Here is a 15,639-nt window from a genome sequence, read left to right on the forward strand (position 1 = left end):
CAGTTCTGTTCCAGCGCTAGTAGATAATTACGGGGCCACTGAACCTTACTGTCAGAACAACACTCTGTTCTTGTCAGGTACCGCTTGAATCCAGGGAGCGACTTTCATGACTGATCCGATCCTGCAACTGGACGCAGAGCTCGAATGGCTCGGCGAGATCGCCGATGAGCTCGAACGCCAGGTGGCGCCCTGCCCCGTTACCCGGGTATTGCTGGTCGCATGGTTGACGGAGTGGGTACCCACCCCTCAAGGGCGGACAGCGATGAGGCGGGAACTGCCTCACCTCCCACAAGCATTGAAGTCGGCATATGCAGTGTGGATTCACGCCGGTGGCGCTCGCTGATATTACGGCCAGCAACCACCCGGCACTGTCCATGTGCTCATGACGCCCGCTTCTTCCATGCTTCGTATCGGGCAAGCAGCGGCTGAACGCTCAACCCGTGCAGCAGGATGCTCAACGCCACCACTGACAACACCAGGTTGGTGCTTAGTACCGCATGGCCTGGGAGAAGCCCATGGTTAAGGGCATGGAAAAGGTAGTAGAAACTGCCGATACCGCGGATGCCAAACCATCCAAGCAGCCCACGTTGCCGAGTATCCACCAGTCCCCGAATGGGGAACAGGGCAATGCTGAAGGGACGAATCAGCAGGAACAACGCACCGGCGACCAGTAACGCCCGCCAGTCCCAATGCTCTATCAGCACCACCCCCAGCAAGGTCACGAGGAACACCTCCATTGCCCGCTCGATCAGGCTTCCGAAGGCCAGCATGTCCCCCAGCATGATCCCCGCTGCAACCTGAGAATCGTCCAGCCCTTTCACATCACCTGTCACGGCCAGCTCCGGCGCTACATGCTGGTGGCCTACCACCGGCTGCACAAGGTGTTCGGCGGCCGGCTGTTGTGGGCCGCTGGACGTGTGAACCTCCGCCTGGCGCAAGCCCAGCCCGGCAGCAAACACCGCGAGAAACCCGTAGGCCTGAATCGATTCGGCGAGCACATAGGCCAGCGCGATCAATGCCAAGGCCAGGTAATCATTGGGCGATACGGTACTGTCGTCGTTGCGCAGCCGCAGGAACAGCGTAAGTTTGCCCAGCCCGCGCCCCATCCAGTAGCCAAGAAGCAAACCAGCAGTTACTGCCCATAGCATGTCCTTCATCAACCAGTCAGCGAGCCAGGCCTGCCCGGTGTTCTGTTGCAGGAACAACCCAAGGATGACAAAGGGAAAGGCCACTCCATCGTTCAGGCCAGCCTCCCCGGACAAACTGAAACGCACAGGGTCTTCGTCCTGGGCATCGGCCACCTGCACCAGTGTCGCAAGCACTGGGTCTGTGGGTGCAAGGATCGCCCCGATCAGCACCGAAACACCCCATTCGAGGTGCAGCCCGTAGTGCAACACCAGCGTTACGCCACCGATGCACATCATCATCACAGGCCCTGCCAGGTAAAACGCGGCCAACCATCGGCGGTCATGCAAGGGCAGGCGCAGCTTCAAACCGCTGAAGAACAGCGAAAAAAGCACTGCGACCTCGGTCAGGTGCTCCATCCACTCACTGGACTTGCTGACATCCAGATGAAGAAAGCCCAGCCCGGACGATCCGAGCCCGATGCCCAGCGCAAGGCACACCACAGAGGATGTCACCGGCATCCAGCGTAGATAGGAGGATGAAAGCGCGAGCAGCAGCAAGACCATGCCCAGCATGGCGAACCAGACGATGAAGGTCATCTGCGCAGGTGGCCTGGTAGAGTTGTCGATCAGCTTTTGACTTTCCGTTACGACGCGTCGTTCCACTGCGATAACCCGACTCGGGCTGGCCGGTATTCGCAGCTTGCGCTCACACAGTCGAAGCAACGCCGAAACAATCAGCCATGCCCTTCATGTCGCCTGATCAAGTGCCCGGCGTACCTTGGCGAGCAGTTCGCTGACCTGGAACGGCTTGATCAGCATGTCCATTCCACTGCCCAGAAACGCCTGGCGGTCCAGGGCCGTCTCCGCATAGCCGGTCATGAACAGCACCGGTAACCCTGGGCGGTAGGCCCGCGCCATATCGGCAAGCTCGCGCCCACTGATCCCAGGCAGACCGACATCGGTGAGCAGCAACTGGATGCCGGCCTCTTCACGCAGATGATCAAGTGCCTGCTCGATGGTTTCGGCCAAGGTGCACCGGTACCCGGCATCGGTCAGCACTTCTGCCACTGACAGGCGTACCGAGGCCATGTCCTCCACCACCAGCACATGTTCACCGGCCCCTCGCTGATCGACTTGCGGCATGCGCTGCTCGCAGGATTCCTGCTGGTTGCTGGCGGGCAGCATCAGGATGACTTCCGTGCCCCGCCCCGGCACGCTGTGGATCGCCACGTGTCCGCCCGACTGGCGGGCAAAACCGTAGATGGTCGATAGCCCAAGCCCGGTACCCTGCCCTAACGGCTTGGTGGTGAAAAACGGGTCGAATACCTTTTCCAGCAGCTCTGGCGCGATGCCACAGCCATCATCGCGTACCGTCACCGCAACATAAGGGCCGTCCTGCAGGTTGGGGTCGCCGAGTGAGAAGCTCGCCGCCGTATTCACCCAGATATGCCCGCCCTTGGCCAAGGCATCGCGGGCATTGATCACCAGGTTGAGCACCGCGCTTTCCAGCTGGATCGGGTCTACCAGTGCGATCGTCGGCTCACGGGACAGCTCCAGTTTCAGCACGATTCTCTCACCGATGGTGCGGTTGATCAGTTCTTCCAGCGAGCGTACCCGCTCGTTGATGTCCACCGGCCGCGTGTCCAGAGGCTGCTGCCGTGCGAAGGCGAGCAGCCGATGGGTCAGCGAGGCAGCGCTCATGGCAGAGCTCAGGGCCGCGTCGGCGTATGCAGGGACCTTTTCGATACGGCTCTCTGCCACCCGTTTGCGAATCAGCTCAAGGCTGGTGATGATGCCGGTCAACAGGTTGTTGAAGTCATGGGCGATGCCACCAGTAAGACTGCCCAGGGCATCCATCTTCTGCAGTTGCAGCAGCTGCGCCTCGGTCTGTTCGCGCTGGGCCGTTTCCCGGGCCAACTGGGTGTTGGCGTCCTCAAGGCGCGCCAGGTGTGAGCGCTCGCGGTGGCGATGCTCGGTGACGTCTTCGACGAACACCAGGCACAACCCAGGCGCCCGGTAGGGCGATAGCTGCCATTCGGTATCCCTGGGCATGCCGCCCACGTGCATGGCCAACGTACCACGCCAGCGCTGCCCCGCAAGCAGGTGCTGACGCAACTCGGCGATGACGGTTTGCTGGTCTTCGGCAAAGCATTCCTGCAGCGCCTCGGGGTTGTGATTGTCCTGGGTCAGCTGCTCGAAGGCATGGTTGCATTCATGCACCTTCAGCCTGTCGTCGATTACGGCGATCGGGGCTGACACATTGGTGAAGATTTCCCGAAAACTGGCCTCGCTGTCCCGCAAGGCCCGCTCGGTGTCGCGCACCCGCAGCAAAGTACGCAGCGTGGCCACCAGCACATCGGCGTCCACGGGGTGAACCAGGTAGGCATCGGCGCCTGCGTCGAGCCCGGTAATGATGTCCCCCGTCTGGATCGACGCCGCCGACACGTGGATCACCGGCAGCAAGGCGGTCTCGGGCTTGGCACGCAGCAGACGGACGATATCGAAGCCGCTCATGTCTGGCAGGTTGACGTCCAGGATCAGGGCATCGAAATGCTCGCTACCGATCAGCGCCAGCCCCTCGCCACCGGTGCCTGCCTCCGTCACGGTGTATCCATGCAATGCCAGGCGACGGCGCAGCGCATAGCGTGTGGCGACATTGTCGTCAACGATCAGCAGGCGGATGTCAGCGTTCATCAGCGCTCTCCTGGGCCAGCGCCATAGGCAGGATGACAAAGAACGATGATCCGCTGCCGGGCGTACTTTCAACCCCCACCTCGCCGCCCAGCAGCGCCGCAAAACGCTTGCACAGCGACAGCCCTAGCCCCGTGCCACGCAAGCGTTTCTGTAGCGGCGAGTCAATCTGGGCGAAATCTTCGAACAAACCACCGAGCAGCTCGGGGGCAATCCCGATACCCGTGTCGCTCACGGCAAAACGCACCTGGTCGCTACCCAACAGCTGCGCCGAAACACGCACCTCGCCACGGGTGGTGAATTTCAGGGCGTTGGAAATGAAGTTGCGCAGGATCTGCGCCAGCTTCTTGTCATCTGTATACATCTTCGGCAGGCCTTGCGGCTCTTCGAAGATCAGGTCCACCGCGCCGGTGTCGACGATCGGGCGGAACATGCCGCGCAAAGCCGCGAACAGGTCGAGCATATCGAACCAGGCAGGCGATATGGTAATGCGGCCCGCTTCGATCTTGGCAAGGTCGAGCAGGTCGTCGACCATGTCGCCCAGCTCTCGCGTTGCCGTGCTGATAAACGCCACCTGCAACTGCTGCTCCTTGCTCAACGGCCCGTCCACCTCGTCGGCGAGCAGGCTGGTGATGCTCAGGATCGAACCCAGCGGCGTGCGGAACTCGTGGCTCATGTAGGAAAGGAAGCGGCTTTTCAGGTCCGAAGCCTGGCGCAGTTGCTCAGCCTGGGTGTCCAGCTCGGCATACAGCGCCAGCACCCCCTGGTTGGTGTCCTCCAGTTCGGCGCGCAAGGCCTGGTTTTCCGCCTGCAGGCGGGCGATGAGGTCGGCCTGCTCGACGCTATTGCTGGATGATTCAGCCATGCACGGTCTCCAGGTCGATGACCAACACCGTCACGTCGTCCCGCCCACGGCAGAAATCGCGATGCAACACGGCAGCGATGACCGCCGGGTGGCGGTGCACAAGGCCGGGGTAGGTTTGCAGGCTCCAACGCGACTGCAGGCCGTCACTGAACATGATCAACAGATTTCCTTTCACGTGAGCGTAGTCGAACACCTGGCCCTTGCGGTATTGCCCGCCGAGGATGCCCGGGTGCGAGGCCAGGCCGCGCGGCCGTTCGGTGCCGACCAGGGTTGCGCCGATATTGCCGATGCCGATGAACGACAGGTGGTCAGCAGCACCTTCGTACCGGGCGATGGCAACCGCACCGCCGCGGGTGCCGGCCATTGCATGATGCATCTCGCCAAGCAAGTGCTCCGGCGCGCTGAAGGGCGCCAGGGTAAAGGCCTGGATACCCGCGTTGGCCGCACGCTCGGCCTCCTCGCCATGGCCAAGCCCATCGATCAGTACGGCGCTGATACGTTGTTCGGCCAGCGTCACATGCCAGCTATCACCGCAGGCCGGGTCATCGTGCAGCGAATGCTGGGTCACGCCGATGCGTATGTCCCTGCCCGTATGGCCCTGCCGGTAGAGGCGCGCCAGTACCACAGCGCCCTTCGCGTCCGCATGCACATCGAATACCTGCGCCAGGCGGCTGACCGCCCCCAGCCCGATGCCTTGGGTGCCGCCGGTGGAGTAGCCATCGGCCAGGCAGTTGGCCAGGTCGAACCCTTGTGCACGGTCCACCGCCACCAGTTCCATACCCGGGTGGGCGTCATGCGCAAGAACGCGAAGATGCAATTCACCATGCTCGGCGTGTTTGAGCACATTGCTGGCAAGCTCGGTGGCGACAATGGCCGCCCGGCCGGCGTCGGCAGCATTGAAACCAAGCTGCTCGGCCAGCCTCTGTGCAACACGCCGGGCATGGCCGACCTGGCTGGGGTCATCAAGGCGCAGCACCTGGGTCAAACTCGCTGCCAGGTTCAGGCCCATCGTGTGATCGTTACCCGGGTACCTTGCCCGGGGGTGGTGTCCAGTTCGAATTCGTCTACCAGTCGGCGCGCGCCGGTCAACCCCAGGCCCAGCCCGCCGCCGGACGTCCAGCCATCGGTGAGGGCCAGTTTGACGTCGGCGATACCCGGCCCCTCGTCACGAAACACCAGGCGCAGGCCAACCCGCCCGGCTTCCTCGATGACTTCCCAGTCCATATCACCGCCGCCACCGTATACCACGGTGTTACGTGCCAGCTCACTGACAGCCGTGACCAGTTTGGTGAGGTCGACCAACCGCATGCCGCAGTCGCTGGCAATCTTGCGGGTCAGCTGACGGGCCAGTACCACGTCCTGCTCCAGGCGAACCGGCTGGCTGCCGCTTTGGCGGATGCTCATGAGTGGCCTACTCGCTGGCGCAACAGATGCATGCCGCGGTCGACATTCAGTGCCGTGCTTACCCCAGGCAAGGTCAGGCCAAGTTCCACCAAGGTGATGGCCACCGCAGGTTGCATGCCGACCAGCACCGTCTCGGCATCCATTATTCGTGAAAGGCCGGAAATACTGGCGATCATGCGGCCAATGAACGAGTCGACCATATCCAGCGCGGAAATATCGATCAGCACGCCGCGGGCAGACGTCTGGTCGATTCGGTCGGTAAGATCGTCCTGCAGGCGCAGCGCCAGTTGGTCGTGCATGTCGACCTGAATGGTTACCAGCAGGAATTCACCCATTTGCAGAATGGGAATACGCTCCATCGCCTCACACCTTCTCGCCAGTGCTGGTACCCAGACGCGACAGCGCCAGCTTCAAGGCGTCCGCAAGGTTGGACTTGGTGGTCAGCGTGCCCAGGTCAAGGCCCAAGTGCACGATGGTCTGGGCAATCTGCGGGCGAACACCGCTGATGATGCAATCGGCGCCCATCAGGCGGATGGCCGTCACGGTCTTGAGCAGGTGCTGGGCGACCAGGGTATCTACAGTCGGCACACCGGTTATATCGATGATGGCAATTTCGGAGCCGGTATCGACGATGCGCTGCAGCAGCGATTCCATCACTGTCTGGCTGCGTTGCGAGTCGAGTGTGCCGATCAACGGCAGGGCCAGTACGCCCTCCCAGAGTTTGACGACCGGGGTGGACAGCTCAAGCAGTTCTTCCTGCTGGCGCTTGATGACGGCTTCGCGGTTTTTCTGATAAGTACGGATGGTGTGCAGGCCGAATGCGTCGAGCAGTTGGGAGATTTCCCACAGCTGTTCGGCCAACAACGCGGGCTGTTCGCGGTAATGGGCCTGCAGCAGTGTAAATAGCGGGCCTTTGAGGGCGAAGATGAAATTGGCTGTCTGGTGCGATTCCTGCCCAACCTGCGCACGGCTGGCAGAGAGTTTTTCGAGGAAATGGCGCGTTTCTTCCCATTCTTCTACGCCAATCTGCGTACCTGCCTCCTTGCGCAGCGCGTCGATCACCAGCTGCAGGAAGTCTCGGGTTTCCTGGCGCAAGTCATGCTCACGGATATTGCGGGTCGCCCCGTTGGCTTCCAGTGCGCTGAGCCATTGCGCCAACAACTGCGGCTGATTACCGACGATTGCTTCCAACGAGCTGTTCTGCAGTGCTGCCATGTACGGTTTGCTCCTGAAAAAAAGGCCTGGCCGGCTCATCGATGTTTTTGCCAGCTTGGAAAATGACACCTACCGATGAAAATAGTTGTGGCACTTAGCGATAATTGATTGCGCCATCTTTTGTGCCGTTAACTGTAGGCCAAGTTCATGGGGTATGTGGGCTGCACACCCTCATCTACAGAGCTTTCAGCACTCCACTGTGGTCACACGCTATAGATCACTGGAGAAAAGTCATGAAATTCGCGCAATTCTGCCAATGGCTCGCCAAGCACGCCGGTAAACCGAGCACCTTCCTCATCGCTGTAGTGCTGATTGCCATGTGGGCTGCATCCGGCCCTTGGTTTCACTACAACGACACCTGGCAGCTCATCGTCAATACGTCGACGACCATTATCACTTTCCTGATGGTTTTTCTTATTCAGAACACCCAGAACCGGGACAACGACATGATCCACGTGAAGCTCGACGAACTCATCCGCGCTACAAAATCTGCGGAGCAGTCGGTGCTGGATCTCGAAGCGCTCGACAGCCGCCAGATTCATCAGCTTCGCAAGGCGTATGAGGCGATGGGCAGCCGCTGTGAACCGGCCGCACAACCGGTTGTTGAAGAGGATGAGGGCTCTGCCGCCCGGGATAACCTGCAGCGCTAGGGTGGTTTGGCAGGTCGAAGCGCTTTCATCACGCTTCCACTCGTCAACCCTGCTGAACCCTGTCGCCACTGCGCGGGTCGCTAATGATGAGTGCACGAAAGAAAGGGAGCCCTCGTGAGCGAAATCTGCATTGGTATTTCCGGTTGGCGCCATGGCCCACCCCGCAACAAGCCCTACCGCAAGGTGCTGGGGGCGCAGCCATGAACGGGACTCTGCCCACCCCCAACTGCATTATCGACAAGGTCACCGCCGTGCACCGCCTGACGGTGCTCACACTCAACGTTCACAAGGGATTCACGCCGCTCAACCGCCGCTTCATCCTGCCAGAGCTGCGCGAGGCGGTGCGTGCCACCGGCGCCGATCTGGTGTTCCTGCAAGAGGTGCATGGCAGCCACCAACACCATGCCGAGCGCCACTCCGCCTGGCCGCAAACCCCGCAATACGAATTTCTCGCCGACAGCATGTGGCCACAGTTCGCCTACGGGCTCAACGCGGCCTACCCCCATGGCGACCATGGCAATGCGCTGCTGTCCAAATTCCCGATCCGCACCTACGACAACCTGGACGTCTCGGTCCATGGCGACGAGGAGCGCGGCCTGCTGCACTGTCAGCTCGAAGTGCCGGGCCATGAACAGCTCCATGCCATTTGCGTACACCTGGGCCTGCGCGAAAACCATCGCCAGCGTCAGGTCAGCCTGCTCATGGCATTGCTCGAGAGCCTGCCGCCAGAGGAGCCGGTCATCGTCGCCGGCGACTTCAACGACTGGCGCCTGAAAGCCGATGCGCGGCTTTCGGGGCACTTGATCGAAGCATTCGGCAAACCGGCGCGCAGCTTTCCGGCCCGCCTGCCCCTGCTGCGCCTGGACCGTATTTACCTGCGCAATGCGCAAACCTGCAAGGCGCGGGTGTTGTCCAGCTACCCCTGGTCGCACCTCTCCGACCATGCCCCACTGGTAGCCGAGGTGACGCTATGAAGCAGACCTGGAGCGACGGCAACCACGTCGAACTGCTGATCAATGGCGAGCAGTACTATCCCCGCGTGTTCGAGGCCATGGCCGAGGCTCGCGAAGAAATCCTCCTGGAAACCTTCATCATCTTCGACGACAAGGTCGGCCAGGCCTTGCGCCAGTCACTGATCGAAGCCGCCCAGCGTGGCGTGCGGGTCGAGGTGGCGGTTGACGGCTACGGCACTGCAGACCTTCCCGACGATTTCACTTCATCCATGACCGCAGCCGGCGTGCGCTTTCACGCGTTCGATCCGCAGCCACGGCTGGCGGGCATGCGCACCAACCTGTTCCGACGCCTGCACCGCAAGATCGTGGTGATCGACGGGCAGCGCGCGTTCATCGGCGGTATCAACTACAGCGCCGACCACCTTGGCGACTTCGGGCCCCAGGCCAAGCAGGACTATGCGGTGGAAGTCGTCGGCCCGGTGGTGGCCCAGGTGCACGCCTCCTGCTGCAGAATGCTTGCGCCGGTTCTGGAAAGCGTGGCCCCAGTGGAGCCGACCAACGCCGCTGCCGGCCCGTCCAGCGCCGTGCTGGTGGAGCGCGACAATGGTCGCCATCGCAACGATATCGAGGTCTGTTACCTGCAAGCCATCCGCCAGGCCCAGCGGCGCATCGTGGTTGCCAACGCCTACTTCTTTCCCGGCTATCGCCTGCTGCGCGAACTGCGCAACGCTGCCCGGCGCGGGGTCGAGGTGACCTTGATCCTTCAGGGGCAACCGGACATGCGCTGGGTCCGCGCGCTCTCGCGCCTGCTCTACAACTACCTGCTGCGTGACGACGTGCGCATCCACGAGTACTGCAAGCGCCCGCTGCACGGCAAGGTGGCGCTTGTGGACGACGACTGGTCCACCGTGGGCTCAAGCAACCTCGACCCGCTGAGCCTGTCGTTCAACCTCGAGGCCAACCTGGTAATCCGTGACCGCGCTTTCAACCATGGCCTTTACACCCACTTGAGCGAGCTGAGCCAGGAGCATTGCAAGGCCGTAACCCTGGAACGTGCGGTGCGTGGCTACTGGTGGCGTGCACCCTTGATCTTCCTGGGTTTCCACCTAACCCGTTATTTTCCGCGCATCGCCGGCTGGTTCCCTGCACACAGGCAACACCTGCAGTCGCTGCAGGCAGACAGCGAAATCCCGGCCGACTACCACGAGGGCCAAACCTGATGGCCAATCCACATTGGAAGACCTGGGGCAAACGCCTTCTGACCGTGCTGTTCCTGATACTGATCCCGGTGCTGCTGTTCACCCTGGCGCGCAATCTGGACTGGAACGAGGTGCGCCAGTCGCTGCTGGCATACCGGCCCTCAACCCTGGCCCTCGGCCTGTTGCTGGCGCTGTGCAGCTACCTGGTGTTCGCCAGCTACGACTTGCTCGCCCGTGCCTACACCGGCCACCGCCTGCCTGCCCGTCAGGTGCTGCCAGTGGCATTTGTCTGCTACGCATTCAACCTCAGCTTCACCACCTGGGTCGGTGGCGTGGCCCTGCGCTACCGCCTGTACGGCAGGCTGGGGCTGGATACCGCGACCATCACCCGCATCCTCACCTTGGGCCTGTTGACCAACTGGATGGGCTATTTGCTGCTGGCCGGCACGGTGTTCGCCTTGGGCCTGGTCAAGCTGCCCGAAAGCTGGGCGGTGGGTTCTGGCGGCTTGCGCCTGATTGGCATGTTGATGGTGGCGGTCGCGGTGGCTTACCTGCTCGCATGCGCCTTCGCCAAGCGGCGCACGTGGAGCCTGCGCGGCCATGATGTAACCCTGCCGAGCCTGCGCCTTGCGCTGTGCCAGGTGACGCTGGGCGCAAGCAACTGGGCGCTGATGGCTGCACTGATCCACCTGCTGCTGCCGCCGGAGCTGATGTATCCCTCCGTGCTGGGCGTATTGCTGATCAGTTGCGTGGCTGGCGTAGTGGCGCATATTCCCGCCGGCCTCGGCGTGCTAGAGACCGTGTTCCTTGCCCTGCTCCACGGCCAGATCGGCCAGGGGACCCTGGTCGCGGCACTGCTAGGCTATCGGACCTTGTACTACCTGATCCCGCTGCTGTTGGCGGTGGTCACCTACCTGATCCTCGAAAAGCGTGCCAAGGCGTTGCGCCAGCAGGCCGGGCTGGCTGCCGAGAAACGCTGATGGACGTGGGTGCCCGTGCCGGACAACGGCACGAGCACCCACGGTGCAAGCAGAAACAGCGTTGCTCGTGTATCAGGGCTCTCTGCGGTCGTCTTCAGAGGCCACATCATCGGTCCAGGGTTCGCCATCCAATGGCGCGGAGCGAGCCAGTTCAGCCTCGTCCAGGCCGATGCCGCCACCGATCTCGTTGGCCCCTACCTCGCGCAAGGTCTTGTCCGCCGGGCCATCATCCGTTCCCGGCTCGTAGGGATCACGGGCGCCGCTCTCATCTAACAACGTATCCGGGCTCATGTCGTCGAGGGTGACATTGTCTTCGTGCAAACTGTCGCTGAGGGCCTCGCCACCGGTCATGCCACTTTCAGCGACACGCCGGGGCGGGAATTCCTCGTTTACCTCGCGAGCCGGACGCTCGTCGCCAATACGGCCCTGGCGCTCATCGCGGCGCTCGCTGAAATCCAGCTCGTGGACTGAGCCCATGCGGTCTTCGGTGTCGTCGATCTCGCCTTGGGGTCTTGGGTCATCGGGTTTGGACATGAACGTTCTCCGTCTGTGGGCTTCACTCGGTCGACTCCCGCCAGGGGAAAATGATTCAGAGTTTCTTGAACAAAGCCCACCGCGCACTTCATGAACGCCACGCACCTGCCCCGTCCCGCCGGGATTCATCGAATCTTGTAGGTGAAGGTATTTTTCACGTTGGCCACCGCCACCGCCTGCCCGTTCACCACCCGGGGCTGGTAACGGAAGCGCTTCGCCGCTGCCAGCGACGGTTTGACGAACAACGGATGGCACTGGCCGACCACCTGCGGGTCACTGACCTGGCCTTGCGGCGTGACTGTGTAGGCGACCGTGCATTCCCCCTCGATATTGCGATCCAGCGCCCGTTGCGGGTAATCCGGGGCCTCCTTGGCGATGGGCAGGTACTGCCGGCTGGCCGCCTCGGCTGCCGCACGGGCCTGGGCAGCAGCCTCTCGCGCCTGCTGCTGGCGTGCCTGCTCTTGCTGCGCCAGTTGCTGCTCGCGCCGCTCAGCCTCTTCGCGCTGCTTGCGGGCCTGCTCCTGTTCCTGGCGCTGTTGTTGATCGCGCTTGTGTTGCAGGTCGCGCTTTTGCTGCTGCACACGCCTGAGGGCCAACGCTGCCTCATCCACGACCGGTGCCTGGGCTTTTGGTGGCGGCGACGAAGGTTTCTCGACAACAGGCTGGATCTCGGGCTCAGGCGCTGGCAGCTCAGGCACCACTACGGGTGCCGGCAAGCTCACCAGCTGGGTGTGGATCACGGCCGCTGGTACAGCCGCAAGCTCTGGCGTATGCGACAGGTTGAACAGCAGGTAGGCCAACCCCGCGTGCAAGGCGCACGCCACGCCAAACGCCACACCGTGGTCGCGCCAGCTGGCAGGGTCAAAAGTCAGGTTGCTCATGGTCACGGCGCCTCGGTGATCAGGCCCAGGCGGCTGACCCCGCCGCGTTGCAACTCGGCGATACCGGCCACCACTGCGGCGTATTCGGTGTTGCGGTCGGCGCGCAGGTACACCTGGGTCTGCGGGTCCTGGGCGACGATAGCTGCAATCTTGTCGCGCATCTGTGCGGTGTCGACGGCGCTGTCGGTCTGGCTACGGGTGTCGACCTCGCTGCCCAGGTTCCAGTAGAAGCTGCCATCGGCCTTCACCGAGAGCGTGACGATGCGCTGCTGGCCGGGTGCCGGCAGCGCCTCGGCGGCCACCTTGGGCAGCTCGATCTGCACGCCTTGCACCAGCATCGGTGCAGTGATCATGAAGATCACCAGCAGCACCAGCATCACATCGATGTACGGCACCACGTTCATTTCGGCCTTCAGGCCATGCTTACGGACGGGTCTGGCGAGCATCGCGTGTTCCTCCTCAGGCCGCTGCCGCCAGGTTGCTGGCGTGGCCCTGCAAACGCCGTTGCAGGCGGCCTTGCAGTTCGTTGCCAAAGGCGTAGTAGCGGCTGATCAAGGTCTGGCTGCGCGCCGAGTAACGGTTGTAGGCCATCACTGCCGGAATCGCCGCAAACAGGCCTATGGCGGTGGCGATCAGCGCTTCGGCAATACCGGGGGCCACGGTCGACAGGGTCGCCTGCTGCACCTGGGACAAACCCAGGAACGAATTCATGATGCCCCACACGGTTCCGAACAGGCCGATGTAGGGGCTGACCGAGCCGACCGTGGCCAGGAACGGCAAGCCCTGCTCCAGGCGCTCTTCCTGCTCGGCGATGGTCACCAGCAGGCTGCGTTCGACGCCTTCCAGCACGCTGTCGGGCTGCTGGCCAGATTGCAGCTGCTGGAACGCCTGGTAGCCGGAAACGAAAAGCTGCTGCAGCCCGGCATCGGGGTGAGGCTGTTGCGCCTTGATGCCCTGATACAGCTGGCCGACTTCGCTTTCGCGGAACTGCTTGAGAAATGCCCGGCTGTGCGCTTCGCTACGCCGCAGACGGCTGCCACGCTGGATGATCAGGTACCAGCTGAGCAGCGAGGCCAAGGCCAGGCACAGCATGACGGCCTGGACCACCAGGCTGGCTTCGCTGACCAGGCCCCAGACGGTGGTGTGTTCGAGCGGAGTTGGGGTTTGCATGGGGGTGTCCTTTCAATGTGAGTCTTAGTCAAAGGCAATCACGTTGCGGTGGCATGACAGGCGGCCGTTACTCCAGGCCCAAGGCTTCGGCCACTGCCGCCCACGGCACGTACTTGTAGTTCTGGTTACCTTCGGGCATGCGCTTGCGACCGTCCTGCACGACCAGCAGGCCCTTTGCCCAGGGCCCACCGAGGTTGGCCGAGGTCACGTCGAGGCCGTCGGTCTCCGAGGCGCCATCGATACCGCGCTGGGCGTCCAGGCTTACCTGGAAGCTGCCACGCACCCGGTACGGTGGTTTGGCGTCGACCACCACATAGCTGTCGTTGCCCTGGCTGGAGATCACCAGGTAATCGCCCCCCTTGCCGTGGTACAGCGCCAGGCCTTCGATGTCGTCCTTGACCAGGCCGCCCACGCCGATCACGTTGTCCAGATGGGTCGGGCCATCGCCACGGGCGTCCAGGGCCCAGACCGCAAGGTCTTCTTCGCCGATGAACAGGCGCTGGTTGCGGTCGTCGGCCACGCAACCTTCCGACTGGGTCGCGGTGCTGAAACTGCGCACCAAGGTGCCACCTGCCTGGCCGCTACTGCCGTCGAGGCGGTATTGAACGAAGCGGCCATCCTTGTCATTGGCGATGGCGTAAATGGCCGCATCGGCATCCTTGAAAAGGCAAAGGCCGTAGATTTCCTTGAGCTCCGTCGGCACCTGGCCGATGTCGCTCAACTGGCCGCTGGCCGGGTCGATGGCAAACAGGTGCAGGCTGTTGCGGTCACGGTTGCTGGCCACAGCCAGGTCGACCTTACGTTCGCCAAGCTGGAACCCCTTGCGCACGTCCACATTGTTCAGGCGGCCCACACGCAAGTCCTGCAGCTGCTTGCCGTGCAGGTCGTAGGCCAGCAGCCCGCCTTTCTTGTCGGTACCCAGTACCCGACTCAGTTCGGGCTGGCGCGTGTTGACCCAGATCGCCGGGTCGTCCGCCGCATCGCCAAGGCTGGGCACGCCATCGGTCTGCACCTGCGCCTTGATCTGTACCACCGCAGGCGCAATCGGCGCTGGCGTTGGCTTCCAGCCCAGCGTCGCCAGGTGTGTACCCTGGTCGTCGGCCAGCAGCAGTTCCAGGCCCTTGTCGTTCACACGGGCGCTGATCTGCGCCGGCTCTTTCAGCCCTTGCAAGCTCAGGGCTCCATCACGCAGCCATTGCCCGGCGCGGTGCTGGTACAGGTGCAAGGCGTTGGCGACCGGGTCCAGCAGCATCAGGCCCCCGGGCACCAGGGCCACGCCCGCGGCAGCTTTGGCCAGGCCTCCGAACGGTGCCACCAGGTCCACCGGCTCGCGCACCAGGGGTGCTTCGGCAGCAGCTTCGTAGCGCCACAGGCCGACGTTTTCTTCGTTTACGTACAGGCTATGGCTTGCATCATCCGCCTGGCAGAACGCGCTCTGCGGCGGCAGGCTCAGGGCGCGCACCTGGCGTGCCTCGGCCAGCGGCTGGCCATGCTCGGCGACCAGCCACTGCTCACCGATGCCCTCCTCGCCAACCAGGAACAGGAAGTCGTTGGCGGCGCTGTCGCGGTACAGGCACAGGCCCTCGATGGCATAGCGGGTATTGGGCAGGTAGCGCGGGGCGCCCCAACCGCTTTGTGCATCGAAGCGGGCCAGCAACGCCTGTTGGCGCTTCTTGTCGACGGTGGCGACCATCAGGCCGGTGCCATCCGTGCGGTGGTCAAGGGTTTCGAAGCGCCCCGGCAACTCGCCAAGTACGCGGCCCTGGCGGTCAACCAGCTGCAGCGCCCTGGCGGTCAGTTGCAGGCGTTCGGCCTGCTTGAGCGCCGGCGTTGGAGCAAGCCACTGGCTGGTTTCGCTGTCGATGACGTTGCGGTCGAGTGTTAAGCTCGGCGCCGCGCTGGCACCGGCGTGGGCCAAGGCGACGTATAGCCCCAGCATGGACAAAGTGAACTTACGCATGAGCAGGCAA

General features: G+C 62.9%; 17 protein-coding genes. 5 read left to right on the forward strand and 12 right to left on the reverse strand.

Annotated features, from left to right (window positions below; genetic code table 11):
• Positions 1-106 precede the first annotated feature (106 nt).
• Positions 107-343: a hypothetical protein gene (locus WF331_RS11595; RefSeq protein WP_016500097.1), complete on the forward strand. Its 237-nt coding sequence runs from the start codon at positions 107-109 to the stop codon at positions 341-343.
• A 37-nt stretch (positions 344-380) separates the two neighbouring features.
• Here WF331_RS11595 and WF331_RS11600 read toward each other — a convergent pair whose 3' ends face one another.
• From WF331_RS11600 to WF331_RS11630, 7 genes are all read right to left on the reverse strand, one after another.
• Entirely contained in the window at positions 381-1,724 is a 1,344-nt protein-coding gene (locus WF331_RS11600; RefSeq protein ID WP_340622932.1) for a cation:proton antiporter, read from the reverse strand.
• Between the two features lie 150 nt (positions 1,725-1,874).
• Positions 1,875-3,821, reverse strand: coding sequence for a response regulator (locus tag WF331_RS11605; protein ID WP_284360067.1), 1,947 nt, complete (start codon positions 3,819-3,821; stop codon positions 1,875-1,877).
• Positions 3,811-4,683 carry a sensor histidine kinase gene (locus WF331_RS11610; protein WP_016500100.1) on the reverse strand — a complete coding sequence of 291 codons (873 nt, stop codon included), beginning with the start codon at positions 4,681-4,683 and terminating at the stop codon, positions 3,811-3,813. The genes WF331_RS11605 and WF331_RS11610 overlap by 11 nt, the downstream gene beginning before the upstream one ends.
• Positions 4,676-5,692: an ATP-binding protein gene (locus WF331_RS11615; protein ID WP_340622933.1), complete on the reverse strand. Its 1,017-nt coding sequence runs from the start codon at positions 5,690-5,692 to the stop codon at positions 4,676-4,678. The genes WF331_RS11610 and WF331_RS11615 overlap by 8 nt, the downstream gene beginning before the upstream one ends.
• Entirely contained in the window at positions 5,683-6,087 is a 405-nt protein-coding gene (locus WF331_RS11620; RefSeq protein ID WP_016500102.1) for an anti-sigma regulatory factor, read from the reverse strand. The genes WF331_RS11615 and WF331_RS11620 overlap by 10 nt, the downstream gene beginning before the upstream one ends.
• The gene (locus WF331_RS11625; RefSeq protein ID WP_016500103.1) at positions 6,084-6,446 is read right to left on the reverse strand and encodes an STAS domain-containing protein; all 363 of its coding nucleotides are present in this window, start codon (positions 6,444-6,446) and stop codon (positions 6,084-6,086) included. The genes WF331_RS11620 and WF331_RS11625 overlap by 4 nt, the downstream gene beginning before the upstream one ends.
• A gap of 4 nt (positions 6,447-6,450) precedes the next feature.
• Positions 6,451-7,302, reverse strand: a complete 852-nt coding sequence (locus WF331_RS11630; protein ID WP_016500104.1) for an STAS domain-containing protein — start codon at positions 7,300-7,302, stop codon at positions 6,451-6,453.
• A 233-nt stretch (positions 7,303-7,535) separates the two neighbouring features.
• Between WF331_RS11630 and WF331_RS11635 the strand changes: the two genes are divergently transcribed.
• The 4 genes from WF331_RS11635 to WF331_RS11650 all read left to right on the forward strand — a co-directional run bounded on the left by WF331_RS11635 (position 7,536) and on the right by WF331_RS11650 (position 11,084).
• The gene (locus WF331_RS11635; protein WP_016500105.1) at positions 7,536-7,952 is read left to right on the forward strand and encodes a low affinity iron permease family protein; all 417 of its coding nucleotides are present in this window, start codon (positions 7,536-7,538) and stop codon (positions 7,950-7,952) included.
• 200 nt (positions 7,953-8,152) lie between these two features.
• Positions 8,153-8,926, forward strand: a complete 774-nt coding sequence (locus WF331_RS11640) for an endonuclease/exonuclease/phosphatase family protein (protein ID WP_016500106.1) — start codon at positions 8,153-8,155, stop codon at positions 8,924-8,926.
• Positions 8,923-10,125 carry a cardiolipin synthase ClsB gene (gene clsB / locus WF331_RS11645; RefSeq protein WP_340622934.1) on the forward strand — a complete coding sequence of 401 codons (1,203 nt, stop codon included), beginning with the start codon at positions 8,923-8,925 and terminating at the stop codon, positions 10,123-10,125. Before WF331_RS11640 ends, clsB begins: the two co-directional genes overlap by 4 nt.
• Entirely contained in the window at positions 10,125-11,084 is a 960-nt protein-coding gene (locus tag WF331_RS11650; RefSeq protein WP_016500108.1) for a lysylphosphatidylglycerol synthase domain-containing protein, read from the forward strand. The genes clsB and WF331_RS11650 overlap by 1 nt, the downstream gene beginning before the upstream one ends.
• A 72-nt stretch (positions 11,085-11,156) precedes the next feature.
• Here WF331_RS11650 and WF331_RS11655 read toward each other — a convergent pair whose 3' ends face one another.
• From WF331_RS11655 to WF331_RS11675, 5 genes are all read right to left on the reverse strand, one after another.
• Positions 11,157-11,618, reverse strand: a complete 462-nt coding sequence (locus tag WF331_RS11655) for a hypothetical protein (RefSeq protein WP_016500109.1) — start codon at positions 11,616-11,618, stop codon at positions 11,157-11,159.
• A gap of 125 nt (positions 11,619-11,743) precedes the next feature.
• Entirely contained in the window at positions 11,744-12,499 is a 756-nt protein-coding gene (locus WF331_RS11660) for an energy transducer TonB (protein ID WP_041167761.1), read from the reverse strand.
• A gap of 2 nt (positions 12,500-12,501) precedes the next feature.
• Entirely contained in the window at positions 12,502-12,945 is a 444-nt protein-coding gene (gene tolR / locus WF331_RS11665) for a protein TolR (RefSeq protein ID WP_016500111.1), read from the reverse strand.
• A gap of 13 nt (positions 12,946-12,958) precedes the next feature.
• Positions 12,959-13,669: a protein TolQ gene (gene tolQ / locus WF331_RS11670; protein ID WP_016500112.1), complete on the reverse strand. Its 711-nt coding sequence runs from the start codon at positions 13,667-13,669 to the stop codon at positions 12,959-12,961.
• Between the two features lie 67 nt (positions 13,670-13,736).
• Positions 13,737-15,629 (reverse strand): phytase, encoded by a 1,893-nt coding sequence (locus WF331_RS11675; protein ID WP_016500113.1) that lies wholly within the window; start codon positions 15,627-15,629, stop codon positions 13,737-13,739.
• Between the last annotated feature and the right edge of the window lie 10 nt (positions 15,630-15,639).

Source organism: Pseudomonas sp. YNh (assembly GCF_037993085.1).
Classification (GTDB): Bacteria; Pseudomonadota; Gammaproteobacteria; order Pseudomonadales; family Pseudomonadaceae; genus Aquipseudomonas; species Aquipseudomonas putida.